Raw genomic sequence first — 17,461 nt, 5'->3', positions numbered from 1 at the left:
CTCCAAACTCCAAACTCCAAACTCCAAACTCCAAACTCCAAACTCCAAACTTATTTATTTATCACCACCTGATCGTACTGGTTAAACTGATCATAAGATGAAGTAATTACTTCGTCGCCTTTTTGCAAACCGTCTAATATTTCGTAGTAGAGGTAATTTTTTCGGCCAATTTTTACGTTTTTCTTAATTGCCTTGCCATTATTCACCACAAATACCCATGAGCCGCCCGTACTTTGGAAAAATTGTCCCTGAGCCAAAAGCAACGATTTGCTGTTATCCGATAAGGTTAACTTGGTCTGTAATGATAAACCACGGCGTAAACCTTCAGGTGCAGGGCCTTTAAACACCATTTCTACCTGAAACTGACCCGCAGTAACCTCCGGAATTACCTTGCTCACTGTTAGGTTATAGGTTTTGCCGTTAAATTCACAATTAGCTGTCTGTCCTTCTTTTACCCTGTTGATATAATATTCATCAACACCAGCCTGAAGTTTATACCCTTGTAAAACATCAATTTTACCGATCATTTCGTTAGAATTGTATGATTTACCAATTACAGGATCGTAAGACGATAATTTACCAGAAACAGGAGCTTTAATCGTCATATTCTCGATGTTTTTACGGATCATTTCCAAACTTTCGTTCATCTGCCCCATCGACTGATCGATTTGTGACAACTGCATTTTTCGGCTCTGGTTTTCTTGTTTAATCGCCTGACGCACAATTTTTAATTTACCCTGGTAATATTCGTAATCCTGACTCGATTTGTTAAATTCCTGTAGCGTAATTACTTTTTTTGCAAATAACGAACTATCTAATCTATATTGGCGTGTTGCTGTTCTCAAACTGTTTTCTACATCCAAAACATCCTGATTTAACACTCTTTGATTTTGCTCTAAATCCAATCTCGATTTGCGCAACTGGTTAATCTGCTCGGTAGCAGCAGTTTGACTTGAAGTATAACTCAACATCGCATTTGAATTGGAGATTCTTAACAATGGCGTTCCTTTTACAACCGAAGCACCGTTTTCAGTAAAAATTTCGGCTACCGTACCGCCTTCTGATGAACTTACAATTACCGAAGTTAAGGGAACTACACTGGCATTTAATAAAACTACATCTTCAAAATCGCCATATTCTACTTTACTAATGGTTAACTTATCCGCATCGGCGCTATAAACTTTTTTAAGGGATAAAGTATAGCCATAAATTACAACTGCTACGAAAGCAATTGTACCACCAATAATAATTAAGGTTTTAGTGCTAAATCTTTTTTTCTCTATTTTCTTATCCATGTGTTCGGTTGTACTGTTCGGTTTCCTTTATGCCAAGCTTGTGCCAAAAGCTAAAAACACAATTAAATAACTGAAAATCAGAAGATTAAAAGTTTTTATTATTTTTACCTGTTCATTATCGGACAGTTGATGTGCGGGAGCGGACAGTTTTATTACTTTAGCGCATCAAATTTAAATTTATGTTAGACGCCACAGTTTTAATTATCGACGACGATGACGATATCCTGCTTAGTGCCCGTTTGTTTCTAAAACAGCAGGTTAAGCAGGTAATTACCTGTAAATCGCCTAAAGAGATCAATGTTTTACTGAGTAAAAATGAAGTAGATATCATCCTGCTTGATATGAACTATCAAAAAGGTGCAAGCGACGGTCGTGAGGGATTATATTGGCTCGAACACATTTTATCCATTGATAAAGATTATGTGGTAATCTTAATGACTGCCTTTGGAAACGTAGAACTGGCGGTTAAAGCGATAAAAAAGGGAGCCACCGATTTTATTTTAAAGCCATGGGAAAATGAAAAGCTTTTCGCTACCATTTCTGCCGCCTCAAAACTCCGCGAATCGACCAGAAAAGTTAAAAAGCTCGAAAAAATACATTCTTCCTTACAAAAGGATCTTACGCGTGGTTTTGAGAATATTGTAGGTCAGGCTGATGGCATAAAACACTTACAGGCCACTTTGATTAAAGTTGCACCTACAGATGCAAATGTGTTAATTTTAGGCGAAAATGGCACCGGAAAACAGGTTTTTGCTTATGAAATCCACGGAAACTCACAGCGCAAAAACCAGGTTTTCATGCATGTTGATTTAGGTTCATTAAACGAGAATTTATTTGAAAGTGAGCTTTTCGGCTATGCCAAAGGCGCTTTTACCGATGCAAAAGAGGATAAACCCGGACGTTTCGAACTGGCAGATGGTGGAACAATTTTTTTAGATGAGATTGGAAATTTAACGCTCCCACTTCAGGCCAAATTATTAAGCGTTTTACAGAACCGTACAGTTACCCGTTTGGGCGAAAGCAAAGAACGTAAGGTAAATGTTCGCTTAATCACTGCCACCAACATGCCACTAAATGAAATGGTAGCAAAAAATACGTTTCGGCAGGATTTACTTTTCCGCATCAATACTGTGGAACTCCTGCTACCACCATTACGCAAACGCGGAACCGATATTTTATTGCTTGCGAATCATTTTATGCAGGTTTTCAGTTCAAAATACCACAAAGAAATCCGTAAATTAAGTCATAAAGCAGAGGATGTGCTTTTAAATTATAAATGGCCCGGCAACGTGCGCGAGTTGCAACATGTTTTAGAACGTGCAGTGATTATGAGCGATGGAAACGAAATTTCGGAAGATGATTTACAGTTGAGTCCGCAGCGTTTTGCACAGAACAATACAATGCCCGACGAAATGGCGCTCGAGGATATGGAGAAAATGATGGTGCAAAAAGCCATCGATAAGCACAAAGGAAACATATCAAAAGCCGCCGCCGAACTGGGTTTAACCCGCGCTGCACTTTACAGAAGAATCGAAAAATTTGGAATCTGAGAAAGGTAGAAGGCATAAGGTTGAAGGCGGAAGGTCAAAATTTCCCTCATCAACCTTAACCCTTTTACCTTAAAACCTTCTACCTTAAAACATGTTCTACCAACGCTTTACCTTCCGTTTAATATTCCGCCTGCTGATCATCAATCTGCTGGGCTACCTCCTGTTTTACCTCATCAAAAATACTCAGCTCTGGTTTACCATTATCGGTGTTGCATTGATTTTATTGGGGACCATTATTTCGCTTTACTATTACATCAATCAAATCCGGTCGGATATTAATCGTTTCATTTTAGCAGTAAAAACACGCGATCATACCTTAAATTTCACAAACAAAGTAACCAAAGGCAGTTTTCCTGAATTATATGAGTCGTTTAGTGACATTTTACTGGTGCATAAACAGATCAGGTTAGAACAGGAAGCCATGTTTCAGCTGATCAAAACCATTTTGGAACAGGTTCCGGTTGGTGTAATCGTGGTAAACAATACAGCAAAAGAGAGAGATGAGGAAATTGCCTTTTTCAACCAGGCTGCATCAAACCTTTTGGGTGTACCTGCTTATAAGTACTGGCATCGGTTAAAACAGCATCTCCCCGCATTTGGAACTGAAATAGAGCAGATTTTAACGGGCGGAAAGCGTTTTCTTGAACTAAAAATCCAGGATAAACTGATCCAGTTATCAACAGAAGTAATTCCCTTAAACCTTTACGGTAAGAATTATACCATCATCAGTTTCCAGAATATTAAAGATGAAATTGAGCAAAAAGAAACTGAAGCATGGAACAGGTTAATTGGCGTTATTTCGCACGAAATTTTAAATTCCATCACCCCTATCAGTTCACTATCAGATACGATCAATAAAATGGTAACCGATAAAAAGAATTTGACCGAGGATGAAATGGATGACCTTAAAACAGCTTTACAAACTATTCAAAGGCGTTCTTCGGGTTTATTGGATTTTGTTAAAGATTACCGCTTAATTGCCGAGCTGCCAACACCAAACCTCGAATCGCACACCATTGGCGAAATATTAAAGCACATTAAAGTTTTAATGCAGCCATTTGCCAAGGTTAAAAATGTGGTGCTGGATGTAGAACAGACTTCATCAAAAATAACTGTACAGCTTGACCTGAAATTAGTAGAGCAAGTACTGATCAACCTCATCACCAATAGCATTTATGCAGTCGAAAATAAGGAAATGCCCTATATCAATGTAAATTACCGTTTAGAAAACACCAAACTTTATATCGATGTTACCGATAACGGAAAAGGAATCGAGGCGGCAGATTTAGAGAAAATTTTCGTTCCGTTTTACACCACCAGGAAAAATGGATCGGGCATTGGATTAACGATAAGCCGCAATATTATGAAGATGCATAGGGGCAGTATCGAAGTAATTTCTACTCCTGAAAGTGGTACTACTTTTACATTGGTATTTAACTACGTTTAATCATTTGAATGTATTTTTGGCCTAAAAAACCAAACAAAACCAGTTTGATATGCTTTTAAAGATGTGGATACATCAAATACAAGCATGAAGACAGTTATAATATCGAACAGACTACCCGTTAAAATCATCGAAGAGAACGACGAATACACGTTTATTCCCAGCGAGGGCGGCCTTGCCACCGGACTGGGCGACGTATACAAATCAGGCAACTCCATCTGGATAGGATGGCCCGGAATCGAGGTTCCTGAAGAACGTCAAGAAGAAGTTACACAAAAACTCGCCGAATTAAACCTCTATCCGGTTTTCCTCACCCAAAACGAAATCAATTTATATTACGAAGGTTTCTCAAACGAAGTATTATGGCCCGTATTTCATTATGTGGTTACTTATGCCCATTTTGAACAGAGTTATTGGGACTGTTATAAATCAGTAAACGAAAAATTTGCAAAACGTGCCATGCAGGTACTGCAGAGAAAAGACAAAATCTGGATCCAGGATTATCAGTTGCTCCTTTTGCCCGGCATTTTAAGAGAAAAACTACCCAACGCCACCATCGGCTTTTTTCAACATATTCCCTTCCCTTCTTATGAAATATTCAGGTTAATCCCCTGGCGGGAAGAGATTCTAAACGGATTGATCGGTGCCGATTTAATCGGTTTCCACACTTATGATGATGTACGCCATTTTATCAGCACGGCAACACGTTTACTTCCGGTAAATTCATCCTCAAACGTACTCAATAGCAATGAAAGGCAGATTGTAGTAGAAGCTTTCCCTATGGGGATTGATTATGATAAATTTTCAGACTTAACCGCTACCGAAAAAGTAAAAAAAGAAATTGATTATTTCAGGACCGGAAAAGAAGAGATGAAAGTAATCCTTTCTATCGACCGGCTGGATTATAGCAAAGGCATTTTGGAAAGATTAAAAGCTTTAGAACTTTTGCTTCAGGCCCATCCCGAATATATTGGTAAAATAGAACTTTTTATGATCGTGGTACCTTCCCGCGATACGGTACCTCAATATAGTGAACTAAGAGATCAGATTGATCAGTTTGTAGGTAATTTAAATGCACGTTATCGCTCTATCAACTGGATCCCGGTCAATTATTTTTACCGCTCCTTCCCTATTGAGGTATTATCGGCACTTTACGCTACCGCTGATATCTGTTTGGTTACGCCAATGCGTGACGGCATGAACCTGGTAAGCAAGGAATATATTGCCAGCAGGAACAATAATGACGGCGTGCTCATATTAAGCGAAATGGCCGGTGCTTCTAAAGAATTAACCGATGCTGTAATAGTTAATCCGAACAACCTTGGCGACATTATGGAAGCCATTGTAACTGCACTAAAAATGCCTTTGGATGAGCAACAGCAACGCATGAAAGCCATGCGTGCAATTGTAGAAAAATTCAATGTAAAACATTGGGTAAACAATTTTATTTTAAGATTAAACGAAGTGAAAGATTCTCAAAAATCGTTACTAACGAAACATGCAGTAAATACCATTAATGAAGTAATTGCTGCAAAATATGCCAAAACAACAGATCGTGTGCTGTTTTTGGATTATGATGGTACACTGGTAGATTTTACCGGAAATATTGATGATGCCTCTCCGGATGATGAACTTTACGATTTACTAGAAAACCTGACCATTGATAACGCCAATAAAGTGGTAATTATCAGCGGAAGGAGACACGAAACCCTGGAACAGTGGTTTGGCCATTTAAAAGTAGACCTGATTGCCGAGCACGGTGCCTGGCAAAAATCTTACGGGGAGAAATGGAACAGCTTGCCACTACTCACCGATCAATGGAAACAGGAAATAAAAACCTTGTTAGATACTTATACCGACCGTACGCCGGGATCATTTATTGAAGAAAAAAGTTATTCTTTAGTTTGGCATTACCGCAAGGCGGAAGAAGGTTTGGGCGATTTAAGGGCCAATGAAATTATCAGCCACATGAAAATCCTTGCGGCAGATAAAGGCCTGCAATTAATGCCAGGCAACAAAGTAATTGAGTTTAAAAACATGGAGGTGAATAAAGGCAAAGCCGCTTTAAACTGGTTATATGATAAAAATCCTGATTTTATCCTTGCCTTAGGTGATGACCATACCGACGAAGATATTTTCAGGGCCTTGCCAGATGATGCTTTTACCATTAAGGTTGGCAATAATATTTCTGAAGCGAAGTATTATTTAAACGATTTTAAGGAAGTAAGAAAGTTGCTTTGGAGTTTGGTAAAGGAAGAATTTGTAGAGCGGGGTTAGTTTTTTTAACACCAAGGTCTGTGTCCCCACAAACCTTTTTTATAATAGCTTTGACAACTTTAATATGCGTGGTGCGTGTTAAAGTTGTCAAAGCATTTATCTACGATCTTACAAAAATATAGGTCTATCCAGTTTAATTGCAATACGGTAGGCTGCATTCATTAATCCAACATGGCTATAGGCCTGCGGAAAATTTCCCCACTGACTGCCAGTTTTCGCATCAACATCTTCACTGAATAAAAGCAGGTGGTTACAATATTTAATGATGTTTTCAAATTCCTTAATCGCTTCATCAGTCCGGCCTACACAGGCTAAAGCTTCCACATACCAGAATGCGCAGATCAGGAATGTTGTTTTCGGCTTTCCAAAATCATCGGCATGCAGGTAACGGTAGAAAAGGCCATCTTCGGTTTTCAATTCCTTTTCTAAAGCAATTAAGTGATCTTTTGCACGGTCTGAAGCCGGATCCAGGTAGTTCATCATAATCAATTGCAAAGTACTTGCATCTAAATGCGGACTTCCAACGGCATTGGTATAAACTTTTCTTTCCGGATCATAACAAGCTTCGATATGTGCCGCAGCTTTATCAATTAACACTTGAGCACGTTTTTCGAAATCTTGATTACCAATTGTCTTGGCCATTTTCAAGGCCGCCTGAGCGCCAGCCCATTGAAATAAGTTACTATAGCAATGCACATTGGCAATATTCCTGAATTCCCAGATACCAGCATCCTTTTCATCAATGGTTCGTTCAATTTTAGAAAGCACACTTTCAATCCATTTTATTGAATCGCTACGTTCAGAGAATACGAAACGGTGATCGGTATAAAGGGGCAACATTGAAATTAAAACCTGACCGTAAATATCATTCTGGATGTGTTCATAAGCCTGATTTCCAATTCTGATGGGCTGTTCGCCTTTATATCCTTCCAGATGATCTAGAGTTCGCTCGGTAATTTCCCTTTCACCTGCGATGCCATATAGCGGTTGGTACCGCGTATCTTCAGCATGAGAAATATCAGACAGGTAATTAAAATACTTCTCCATTTCTTCAAAATGCCCGATGTGGTTTAACGAGGTTAACACGTAGTGCGAATCGCGCAACCAGCAATAACGGTAATCCCAGTTTCGCGTGCTACCTGGCGATTCCGGCAAACTTGTGGTACTGGCGGCAATAATTGCCCCGGTATCTTCGTATTGGTGAATTTTTAAAACCAACGCCGATCGGATGACAAAAGGTTGATAAAATCCTGCTATAGAGGAGTGTTTGATCCATAACCGCCAGTAAGCAACAGTTTCGCGAAGAAAATTTTCGGCTGTACTCACTACAGGCGCTTCAAGGTTTTGTCCATAAGTCATAATGAGGTATTTCGCCTCATTTAGCACGAAGGCCTTTTCATCGATGATATAAGTTAGCGATACATTACTGCTTAAGCGGATATTTTCATCACAGCCTAAATAATCGATGTGATTACTACCCCTGATCGATTTCATTTTACCTTTCCCATAATCGCAAACCGGCTCACATTTGATGGTAATGCGCGGATTGCCTTCTAAAGGTTCAATCTTTCTGATAAACATTAAAGGCTTAAAATAGCGTTCGTAAAGGTGAAAACGAGGTGCAAAATCGGTAATGCGATATTTTCCGTCTTCGGCAGTAATTTCTGTCCTTAAAACATTGGTATTTTCGATATAATATTGGTCAGAGGTAAATTCACCTTGGGGTAAAATCGAAAACTCGCCTCCTTTTTTCTTGTCCAGTAAACTCCCAAAAACAAACGGACTATCGAAACGTGGCCAGCAAAGCCATGAGATATCAGTATTTTTATTTACGTGTGCAATGAAAGCGCAATTTCCTATAATTCCTGTTTGATAAAGGTGCTGTTCGGCCATAAGCTAATTTTTGTTTATTTTACTAACAAGCTTATGGGGAAAATGTTGGGTAGAAAACAAAAAAGACCTCGCAGGCTTTGAAAACCTGCGGGGTCTGGAAAGAAAATTGTGTTTGCTTTTTGGAAATGTAGGGTTCTGTGTTAATGGCGGCCAATAGTCCTGCTATCGCTTCAAGTCCTCACTCGTACCTCGCTCCGGGCTTTCTGCTTTATCAGGTTTATTGACAAAGGTTCTGCCCAAGTTAATCAAAGACTGAATCTATTTTTAAGTAGTGTATTTTGCGTTAGGGATTGTAAGGGTTCAGTGCCGATTCTTCATCGGCACCGGAGCAAAGCGCAGCCCTGAAAAGCCCGCCCCTTTCCCGTATTTTCCGGGAATGGGGAACGCCCAGAACAGTTAATAATTTTCAGTTGGCAATAATCCGTATCCACTTCTTTTATCTGCAAATAACGAACTATTGTTAGTCATCCCAGGGATTCTTCGTCGAACTCAGAATTATAATCAGACAATAAAAAAGCCAGTCAAGAAAAATCGTGACTGGCCTAGTTAATGAATAATGATTATTTTAAATTACTGTTCCACTTGGTACAACAGCACCCTTTTTAATTACCACTATACCATCTTTAACAGCGTAAAGTTCAAAATCACCATCTTCCAAATGATCACCACCGTTAATTTTTACATCGTTACCAATGCGGCAGTTTTTATCGATGATAGCATTATTAATGAAACAGCGATCGCCGATACCGATCAAAGAATTTCCTTTACTGTTTTCTTCCTGTATCTCTTCTAAAGTTTGGTACCTGTCGCTACCCATAATATAGGCATTGGTAATTACCGTATCTTTTCCAATCCTAGATCTGATTCCCAAAACAGCATGTTCTACCTTGCTTGCCTGAATAATACAGCCTTCAGCAATAATCGTTTTATCTAAAGTGGTACCCGAAATTTTTGAAGGTGGCAGCATCCGTGCCCTGGTGAAAATAGCGTGGTTGCTATCGAACATGTTAAACTTAGGAATTTCGTCAGTTAAGCCTAAATTGGCCTCAAAGAAAGATGAAATATTACCGATATCGGTCCAATAACCTTCATATTGATAACTTAAAACCCTGCTCTGCGTGATAGCCCTTGGCAAAATTTCTTTACCAAAATCTTTTTCCTCTTCGTTTTCATTTAAGATATTGATCAGGTACTCACGATTAAAAACATAAATACCCATCGATGCCAGGAAATTACGGCCTTCGCCCTGCATTTCTTCACCCGTATCAGATACCCACTCCTCTAAACCAGTTTTAGGCTTTTCGATAAATGAAGTGATCATGTTTTCCTCATCAGCTTTTAAAATACCAAAATCAGTAGCATCTTTTGCAGTTACCGGAATAGTTGCAATGGTAATTTCTGCATTCGCTTCGATATGTTTTTCGATCATATCTTTAAAATCCATCTGGTAGAGCTGATCACCAGATAAAATTAAAATGTAATCGAATTCATGCGAAACGATGTGGTGCATACACTGACGCACTGCATCTGCTGTACCTTGAAACCAACCTGAGTTTTGTACAGTTTGTTCAGCCGCCAAAATATCAACAAAAGCCGTACTAAAGTGGCTAAAGTGATACGTGTTTTTAATGTGTTTGTTTAGGGATGCCGAATTAAACTGTGTTAACACAAACATACGGTGGATGCCTGAATTAAGGCAATTGGAAATTGGGATATCTACCAACCGATATTTACCAGCAATCGGAACTGCCGGTTTTGAACGTGTTTGTGTTAGTGGCGATAATCTAGAGCCCTGGCCACCGCCAAGGATAACGCCTAAAACTTTGTCAGTCATGTTTAAGCTTATTTTAATTTTTGGTATAATTCTATATAATTTAATGCTGCCCTATCCCAAGAATGATCGATTTTCATCATTGTTTTTCTAACAGCTTTAAAAGCTTTTTTATCATTGTATAATTCAACAGCGCGGTTAATGGCATGGGTAACATCCCAAATACTTGTTTGATCATGGCAGATCCCGAAACCATTGTCGCCTATATCAATCACTGTATCTCTTAATCCCCCAACCCTCCGCACAATCGGAACTGTTCCATAACGTAGGGCATAAAGCTGGTTTAAACCACAAGGCTCAACCCTCGATGGCATAATCAGAAAATCTGCACCCGCATACATCTCGTGCGATACTTGTTCATTATAACCGATATAAGCATTGTACTTGCCGCCAAAAAGGTCTTTTAACTGGTTTAATCGTCCTTCTACCCAACTATCTCCCGAGCCTAAAACCAGTATATTGATGTTATCGCCGTGCTGTTGCAAAGCCGTGTAAAAAATATCTGGTAGAATATCAGCTCCCTTTTCATCAACTAGCCTGCCAATAAAAGTAAACAGGGGTTTAGACGGGTCTAATTGAAAAACACTGCAGAGTGCTGTTTTGTTTGCGAGTTTTCCCGCTTCTACTGTTTTTAGATTATAATTTTTGCCAAGCATCGGGTCAGTTTCCGGATCCCATACTTCGCTATCAATTCCATTTAAAATCCCGATCGATTTCCAACGCTCCTGCCTCAGCAAACTTTCCAGTCCGCGGGCATTTCCCATCATCTCTTCCAGGTAAGTTGGCGAAACAGTAGTTACCCTCCACGCACACTTAATAGCCGAAGCCAATGGGTTAATGGCATCTTCCCAGCCCAATAAACCACCTTTCCATAAATCGAAGGCCGGTAAATAATAAAGCTTATCCCATCCAAACTGTCCCTGATATTGTGCATTGTGGATCGTTAAAACCGTTGGAACACCACTAATAGGCTTGTATTTCACAGAATTAGAAACCATAAACGGAATTAAACCCGTATGGTGATCATGACAATGGATTACATCCGGACGATGCTCCCATTGTACTATCCAATCGAGGGTGGCAATCTGGAAGGCTAGAAAACGTTCTGTATCATCGCTATAACCATAAACATTCGGGCGATCGGTTAAACCCTGAATATGGATTACATATAAATCAAAACCCAGTTTATTGGTTTTTTCTTTTAAAATGCGGTACTGAAAGTGGTGGTTACCGTAATTTGCCCAGGCATCGTAAGTTACTTCAAACTCGCTTTCGCGGATAAATTTGGTATCATAAGCCGGTACCACTACTTTGGCAATATGGCCTAATTTATTCTGATATTTTGGTAAAGCCCCTACCACATCGGCCAAACCGCCAACTTTTGCAACAGGGTAACACTCGGCGCTTATATGTATAATTTCCATCAACTATTTGGTGTAGATAACCCAAGTAAGTTACTAATTGTTTTGAGCTTTACAAATAATGTAAATTATATTATTAGTTGATTATTTTAGGTTTAAACTAAAGCTTTTTATCAGTGGAGGTTAACTTAAATCTGTATTGATAAGTCTCGGGAAAAAATTGCGATATCGACTGTGGAAAAGCGAATGGAGAGATCTGATTTTTTAATTTAATTGTTTTTATTAGAAAGTGGATGTTTAGTTCTTTGTGGCGGCCCGCAGTCCTGCTTTCCGTTGCAAGTCCTCTCCCGATGGAAAAATCGGGATCCGGGCTTTCCACTGCAATCAGGCTTATAAACAATTTGGCTCATGCTAAACGCAAAAAACTTATTTTCTCTGCGCTAATCATCTTAAATCTGAGGGAGAATGTCTTGCAAATAGTTTCCCGCTGATTTCGCAGATAAACGCAGAGTTTTTTTAAAAAACTGACGTCTGCGGCAATCTTCTTAAATCTGCGGGAGATAAAAACGAAAAAACCGCTTAAATCCATAAGCGGTTTTTAACAACAAAACAAATATATTTTTTTGGTTTAAAAAATATCTAGTACTCTTCCGCTATGATTTCGTAGAAATCGCGGATGGGTTGAAATTGTGGGTGAAGTGAAACCACATCACCAAAAACCAATAGTGCTGGTGCATCTATTTTTTTATCTTCTACAATTTCGGCAATGGTATCTACAATACCTATTGCAATTTTTTCCTGTGGGGTAGATCCATTCTGGATGACGGCTACAGGCAACAAATTTTTATTTTCAGCCTGGAAAATAGCAGCAATTTCTTTTACTTTTTCAATTCCGTTTAAAACAACAATGGTTGCTTTGGTTTTTGCAGCAATATATAAATCTTCTGATATTTCGCCTCTGCTATTTGTTCCGGTTACTGCCCAGAAACTTTCGCTAAGGTCCTTATAAATCATCGGGATTTTTTGCAAACTCGGCGCACCGGTTGCACTCGAAATACCTGGTATAATCTCTGTCGGAATACTGTACGATTCTGCCGCATCAATTTCCTCATATCCTTTTGCAAAGAAAAAAGGATCGCCACTTTTTAAACGTACCACATGGCCATAGTTTAAAGCATAATCGATGATTAGCTTGTTTACTGCATCCTGAGAGAAAGATTCATCATCAGAACGTTTGCCCACATAAACTTTCGGAATACCATCTGGCGCATGACACAATAAAGCTTCGTTCACATTTGCATCATACAAAACAACATCAGCTGTTTTTAATGCCTTAACACCCTTTAAACTAAATAAATCCGGATCGCCAGGACCAGCACCTATTAAAGTAATTTTTGGTTCAATGTTCGCTTTTTCTACTTTATTCAAAATCATAACAGATAATTTATGCTCGTTATACGTTTGTTAATTACACAAATATATAAAGTCTATAGGAATTGTAGTAATTTATTTTAAAATAATTTTATTTATTGTCATTCAGAACGCAGTAAAGAACATTAAGACTATGAAAAAACAGTTCTTTAAAGATCATTCACTGCGTTAAGGATGACAAACTACAGGTTAATAACCAGGCTACATCTCCGTGTTTTCTGTGCCTCCTTGGCAAAAGTATATGAGTTCTTATTTACAATTTACTTCTGCAAAAGTAAATTTCCCGGCTTCGTAATTAATCGGTTTGCCTTTAACAAAATACGATCTTCCCAGCGTGGTTTCGATCTGTGCAACGCCCATAATGAGCTTACCATCTTTCTTTAAAAAGGCTAATGGGTTGGTAAACGCTTTTGTGGTATCTTTACCTGTGTTAAAGCGATAATCAACCATTAAAGTATCGCCATTGAATTTACCGGTTATCTTTCCGTTATTCTGCGGTTTATCAGCATATTTCACCAGTAATGAACCTGTTACCTTACCAGATGCCATGGTTTTTACAATCATAGCTGCACTGTCTTTTTCGAAGAAGGCGGCATAACAGGTTTGATTAATCACCGAATCTTTTTTTGCGGTATCCGCCTTTTTATCTGATTGGTTACAGGCAAAAACAAATGGAACAAGGGTAAAAACGAGGTATATAAGATTTTTTTTCATGTGGTTTGCAATTAGGGTTTTAGTTTTATAATGTAATAAAGAGATGAAAACTTTTAACCATTTCCATAAACTAAATATACAAAAAACCCTACAACGAAAAATGGGATACCATTTGGCACCCCATCGAAATTGCTTTCACTTCAGATGAATCTAAAGCTTTCATTATTATATTTGGTTGTGGTTCTCTACTATAGGATTTTTAGGATCGTAGGATCAGCTAGTTGAAATAAATATCACATCAATTTTCATTTTCCATCATACATTTCACATCATCCATTTTTCCACCATTAAGGAGTTAAGAATATTAAGATTTAGCCGTATTCCATAAAGCTATTGCTATTGATCATTGAAAATTGGCTATTATTCTCTTTCCATCTTCCATCGCAGATCAAGATTTTTAGGATCGTAGAATTTTAGGATCAGGGAGTTAAAATAAAAATTGATTATTTTCCATCTCCCATTTTCCATCTTACCTCTTCCATCTCCCCTCTTACATTTTACTCCACTGCCGCCCTGAACATCAATGCCCCAACAGTTAAATTGGTACGTGTATCAACCAAAATGGCAGAACCGTTTGCGCGGTTATCGTCATATAAATCAAAAGCTAAGGCATCCGCGGTTTTCACAATCACGCGGCCGATATCGTTTAATTTAAATTCATCTGCAGCATGTTTCTCGAGTGTATTGATATCAACCTTATGCAAAATTTCGCTGATTTTACATTTGGTAATTTTGCTATTATGCTGAATGTTGTACATAATTGAGGTATCCAATGCACGGGTATCCATCCAGCAAAGATCAGCCTCAATCAGTTTTGTTTCCTGTGGCAAAGCCGATGCATTTACAATGGTATCGCCCCTGCTGATATCTACATCATCTTTTAAATGAATAATAACCGACTGACCAGCATGTGCTGCGTCAAGCGCCTGATCGAAAAACTCAATCTTCTCTACGGTAGAGCTGGCTCCTGAAGGAAGAACAGTCACTTTATCATTTAAATTAAAGGTTCCGCTCAATACACGCCCCGCATAACCACGGTAATCGTGCAGTTCTTCTGTTTGCGGACGAACCACCCATTGTACTGGCATACGCGCCAATTGTGATTTATCTAAGCTATCGGTATCTACTTTCTCTAAGAAATGCAGCAAACTTTCGCCTCCATACCAATCCATGTTTTCAGATGTCTGCACCACATTATCGCCTTTTAATGCACTCACCGGAATGTAGGTTACATCAGCCAGTTTTAATTGTTGTGCCAGGATTTTGTATTTCTCGATGATTGAATTGTAAACGGTTTCACTATAATCAACCATGTCCATTTTGTTGATGCAAACCACCACATGTTTAATTCCCAGTAAGGAAACAATATAAGAGTGGCGGATGGTTTGCTCCACTACACCGTTACGGGCATCGATTAAAATGATGGCCAAATTAGCAGTAGACGCACCAGTAACCATATTTCTGGTATATTGAATATGCCCCGGGGTATCAGCTATAATGAATTTACGTTTCTCTGTCTGAAAGTATTTGTAAGCTACATCAATGGTGATGCCCTGCTCGCGCTCTGCCCTTAAACCATCGGTAAGAATGGCTAAATCTATTGACCCATCGTCATTTTTGCGGTTAGAACTCTGTAAAGCTTCTAACTGATCGGCCAAAATAGAATCTGTATCGTATAACAAACGGCCGATTAAGGTACTTTTACCATCATCTACGCTGCCTGCTGTGAAAAATTTTAATATGTTCACGATTGTTGAAATGTTTTAATGTTGAAATGTTTTAATGCTTGGGTTGTTTTTTAGTATCAAGTATTTAGTATCGGGTATTTAGTATCGGGTATTAAGACATTAGTATCGAGAGAATTTTTCAATCTTGATACTTGATACTATATACATGATTCTCTACTAAAAATACCCTCCCTTTTTCCTGTCTTCCATTGCGGCTTCAGAAACTTTATCGTCCAAACGGGCGCCACGTTCTGAAATTTTAGAGGCACTGATTTCCGAAATAATATCATCAATCAAAGTGGCATCCGATTCTACCGCAGCAGTGCATGACATATCGCCTACCGTACGAAAACGAACCTGTTTGCGCTCAACAATGTCTTCATCATCCATATTTAAAAACGGAGAAGCAGCCATCAATTGTCCATTACGGGTAATACAATCGCGTTCGTGAGAGAAATAAATACTTGGTAAATCTATTTTCTCCCTGCGGATATAGTTCCAAACATCTAATTCTGTCCAGTTACTGATCGGGAATACGCGGATATTTTCACCTTTATGGATTTTACCGTTATAAATGTTCCAAAGTTCAGGGCGCTGGCGTTTTGGATCCCATTGGCCAAATTCATCGCGAACGGAGAAAATACGCTCTTTTGCCCTTGCTTTTTCTTCATCTCTACGGGCACCGCCGATACAGGCATCAAACTGGTATTTTGCAATGGTATCAAGCAAGGTTACGGTTTGTAAAGCATTTCTACTGGCGTTTTTACCGGTTTGCTCCACTACTTTACCCTGATCGATAGATTCCTGCACAGAACCAATAATTAATTTTTCGCCAATTCTTTCTACCATCTGGTCACGGTAAGTGATGGTTTCTTCGAAATTATGGCCTGTATCTATGTGTACCAAAGGAAAAGGAAATTTCCCCGGACGAAAAGCTTTTTCTGCCAAACGAACTAAAGTAATTGAATCCTTTCCACCCGAAAATAACAGGGCCGGTTTTTCAAACTGACCTGCTACTTCACGCAAAATGTGAATGGCTTCGGCCTCCAGTTCGTCTAAATAATCAAAATTATATGTACTCATTACAATTGTTGAAATGTTAAAATGCTGAATGTTAGAATGTTCCAGTCATTCAAAGTTATATTTGTTGTTGTTGTTGTTGTTAAAAATTGTTGAAAGGTTTAAAGGTTGTAAAGTTGAAATGCCATCAGCCCTTTTCCATCTTCCATTTTACATCAGGATGCTGCATGCAAACCACATTCTTTTTTACTCTGGTCTTCCCACCACCATCTTCCGGCCCTGAAATCTTCGCCTGGCTGTACTGCTCTTGTACATGGGGCGCATCCTATGCTTGGGAAACCTTTATCATGCAAGGTATTGTACACAATGTTGTTTTCTTTAATGTATGCTTTCACATCATCTAAAGTCCAATCGAAAATCGGGTGGAATTTAACCAGTTGGTTGCCTTCGTCCCATTCTAAATCGTGCATATCCTCACGGTTGGCACTTTGATCGGCTCTTATTCCTGTTATCCAGATTTCGTTCCCTTTTAATGCTCTTTTTAAGGGTTCAATTTTACGGATGTAACAGCATTCTTTTCTATTTTCTACCGATTCGTAAAAGCTGCTCGGGCCTTTGGTATTTACCATATCCTGCAACAACTCATTTTGCGGATAATAGGCATGAATCGGTTTGTTATAAATTTCTAATGTACGGTTCCAAACGTAATACGTTTCTGGAAAAAGACGACCGGTTTCTAAGGTAAAAACCTTAATCGGAATGTTATTGGCAAAAATCAAATGAGTAATGGCCTGGTCTTCCCAACCAAAACTGGTCGAAAATATAATACGGCCGGCATATTGATCTGCCAAAAATTTCAGTTTATCAATTGTATTTAAACCTGCCAGTGCTGCTTTTATCTCTTCTAGGTTATCCATC

Annotated in this window: 12 protein-coding genes; 3 read left to right on the top strand and 9 right to left on the bottom strand. The window is 38.8% G+C overall.

All coding sequences use genetic code 11. The features are described 5' to 3' along the window. Positions 1–50: 50 nt before the first annotated feature. Positions 51–1,295, bottom strand: coding sequence for an efflux RND transporter periplasmic adaptor subunit (locus H9L23_RS05100; RefSeq protein WP_187593959.1), 1,245 nt, complete (start codon positions 1,293–1,295; stop codon positions 51–53). Positions 1,296–1,474: 179 nt separating this feature from the next. Between H9L23_RS05100 and H9L23_RS05095 the strand changes: the two genes are divergently transcribed. The 3 genes from H9L23_RS05095 (at position 1,475) to H9L23_RS05085 (ending at position 6,566) form a co-directional block, all read left to right on the top strand. Then, a complete protein-coding gene (locus tag H9L23_RS05095) occupies positions 1,475–2,845 on the top strand; it encodes a sigma-54-dependent transcriptional regulator (RefSeq protein WP_187593958.1) in 1,371 nt (456 codons plus the stop codon). 91 nt (positions 2,846–2,936) lie between these two features. After that, positions 2,937–4,292: a sensor histidine kinase gene (locus tag H9L23_RS05090; RefSeq protein ID WP_187593957.1), complete on the top strand. Its 1,356-nt coding sequence runs from the start codon at positions 2,937–2,939 to the stop codon at positions 4,290–4,292. A gap of 84 nt (positions 4,293–4,376) precedes the next feature. Further along, positions 4,377–6,566, top strand: a complete 2,190-nt coding sequence (locus H9L23_RS05085) for a bifunctional alpha,alpha-trehalose-phosphate synthase (UDP-forming)/trehalose-phosphatase (RefSeq protein WP_187593956.1) — start codon at positions 4,377–4,379, stop codon at positions 6,564–6,566. Between the two features lie 108 nt (positions 6,567–6,674). On the opposite strand, the gene H9L23_RS05080 is transcribed toward H9L23_RS05085, so the two are convergent. From H9L23_RS05080 to H9L23_RS05045, 8 genes are all read right to left on the bottom strand, one after another. Further along, positions 6,675–8,459 carry a glycoside hydrolase family 15 protein gene (locus tag H9L23_RS05080; RefSeq protein WP_187593955.1) on the bottom strand — a complete coding sequence of 595 codons (1,785 nt, stop codon included), beginning with the start codon at positions 8,457–8,459 and terminating at the stop codon, positions 6,675–6,677. Positions 8,460–9,024: 565 nt separating this feature from the next. Continuing rightward, positions 9,025–10,293, bottom strand: a complete 1,269-nt coding sequence (locus tag H9L23_RS05075) for a glucose-1-phosphate adenylyltransferase (protein WP_187593954.1) — start codon at positions 10,291–10,293, stop codon at positions 9,025–9,027. A gap of 8 nt (positions 10,294–10,301) precedes the next feature. Continuing rightward, positions 10,302–11,714 carry a glycogen synthase gene (locus H9L23_RS05070; protein ID WP_187593953.1) on the bottom strand — a complete coding sequence of 471 codons (1,413 nt, stop codon included), beginning with the start codon at positions 11,712–11,714 and terminating at the stop codon, positions 10,302–10,304. Between the two features lie 576 nt (positions 11,715–12,290). Beyond that, a complete protein-coding gene (gene cobA, locus H9L23_RS05065) occupies positions 12,291–13,085 on the bottom strand; it encodes a uroporphyrinogen-III C-methyltransferase (protein ID WP_025142977.1) in 795 nt (264 codons plus the stop codon). Positions 13,086–13,331: 246 nt separating this feature from the next. After that, the gene (locus H9L23_RS05060) at positions 13,332–13,796 is read right to left on the bottom strand and encodes a hypothetical protein (RefSeq protein ID WP_187593952.1); all 465 of its coding nucleotides are present in this window, start codon (positions 13,794–13,796) and stop codon (positions 13,332–13,334) included. Positions 13,797–14,293: 497 nt separating this feature from the next. Next, positions 14,294–15,544 (bottom strand): sulfate adenylyltransferase subunit 1, encoded by a 1,251-nt coding sequence (locus H9L23_RS05055; protein ID WP_187593951.1) that lies wholly within the window; start codon positions 15,542–15,544, stop codon positions 14,294–14,296. Positions 15,545–15,700: 156 nt separating this feature from the next. Next, complete coding sequence (cysD, locus tag H9L23_RS05050) at positions 15,701–16,606, bottom strand: sulfate adenylyltransferase subunit CysD (protein ID WP_187593950.1); 906 nt, start codon at positions 16,604–16,606, stop codon at positions 15,701–15,703. A gap of 152 nt (positions 16,607–16,758) precedes the next feature. After that, a complete protein-coding gene (locus H9L23_RS05045) occupies positions 16,759–17,460 on the bottom strand; it encodes a phosphoadenylyl-sulfate reductase (RefSeq protein ID WP_187593949.1) in 702 nt (233 codons plus the stop codon). Between the last annotated feature and the right edge of the window lies 1 nt (position 17,461).

Origin of the sequence: Pedobacter roseus (genome assembly GCF_014395225.1) — a bacterium.
GTDB lineage: Bacteria > Bacteroidota > Bacteroidia > Sphingobacteriales > Sphingobacteriaceae > Pedobacter > Pedobacter roseus.
Note: the sequence above shows the minus strand (reverse complement) of the source record. Positions and strands in the feature narration are given on the sequence as shown.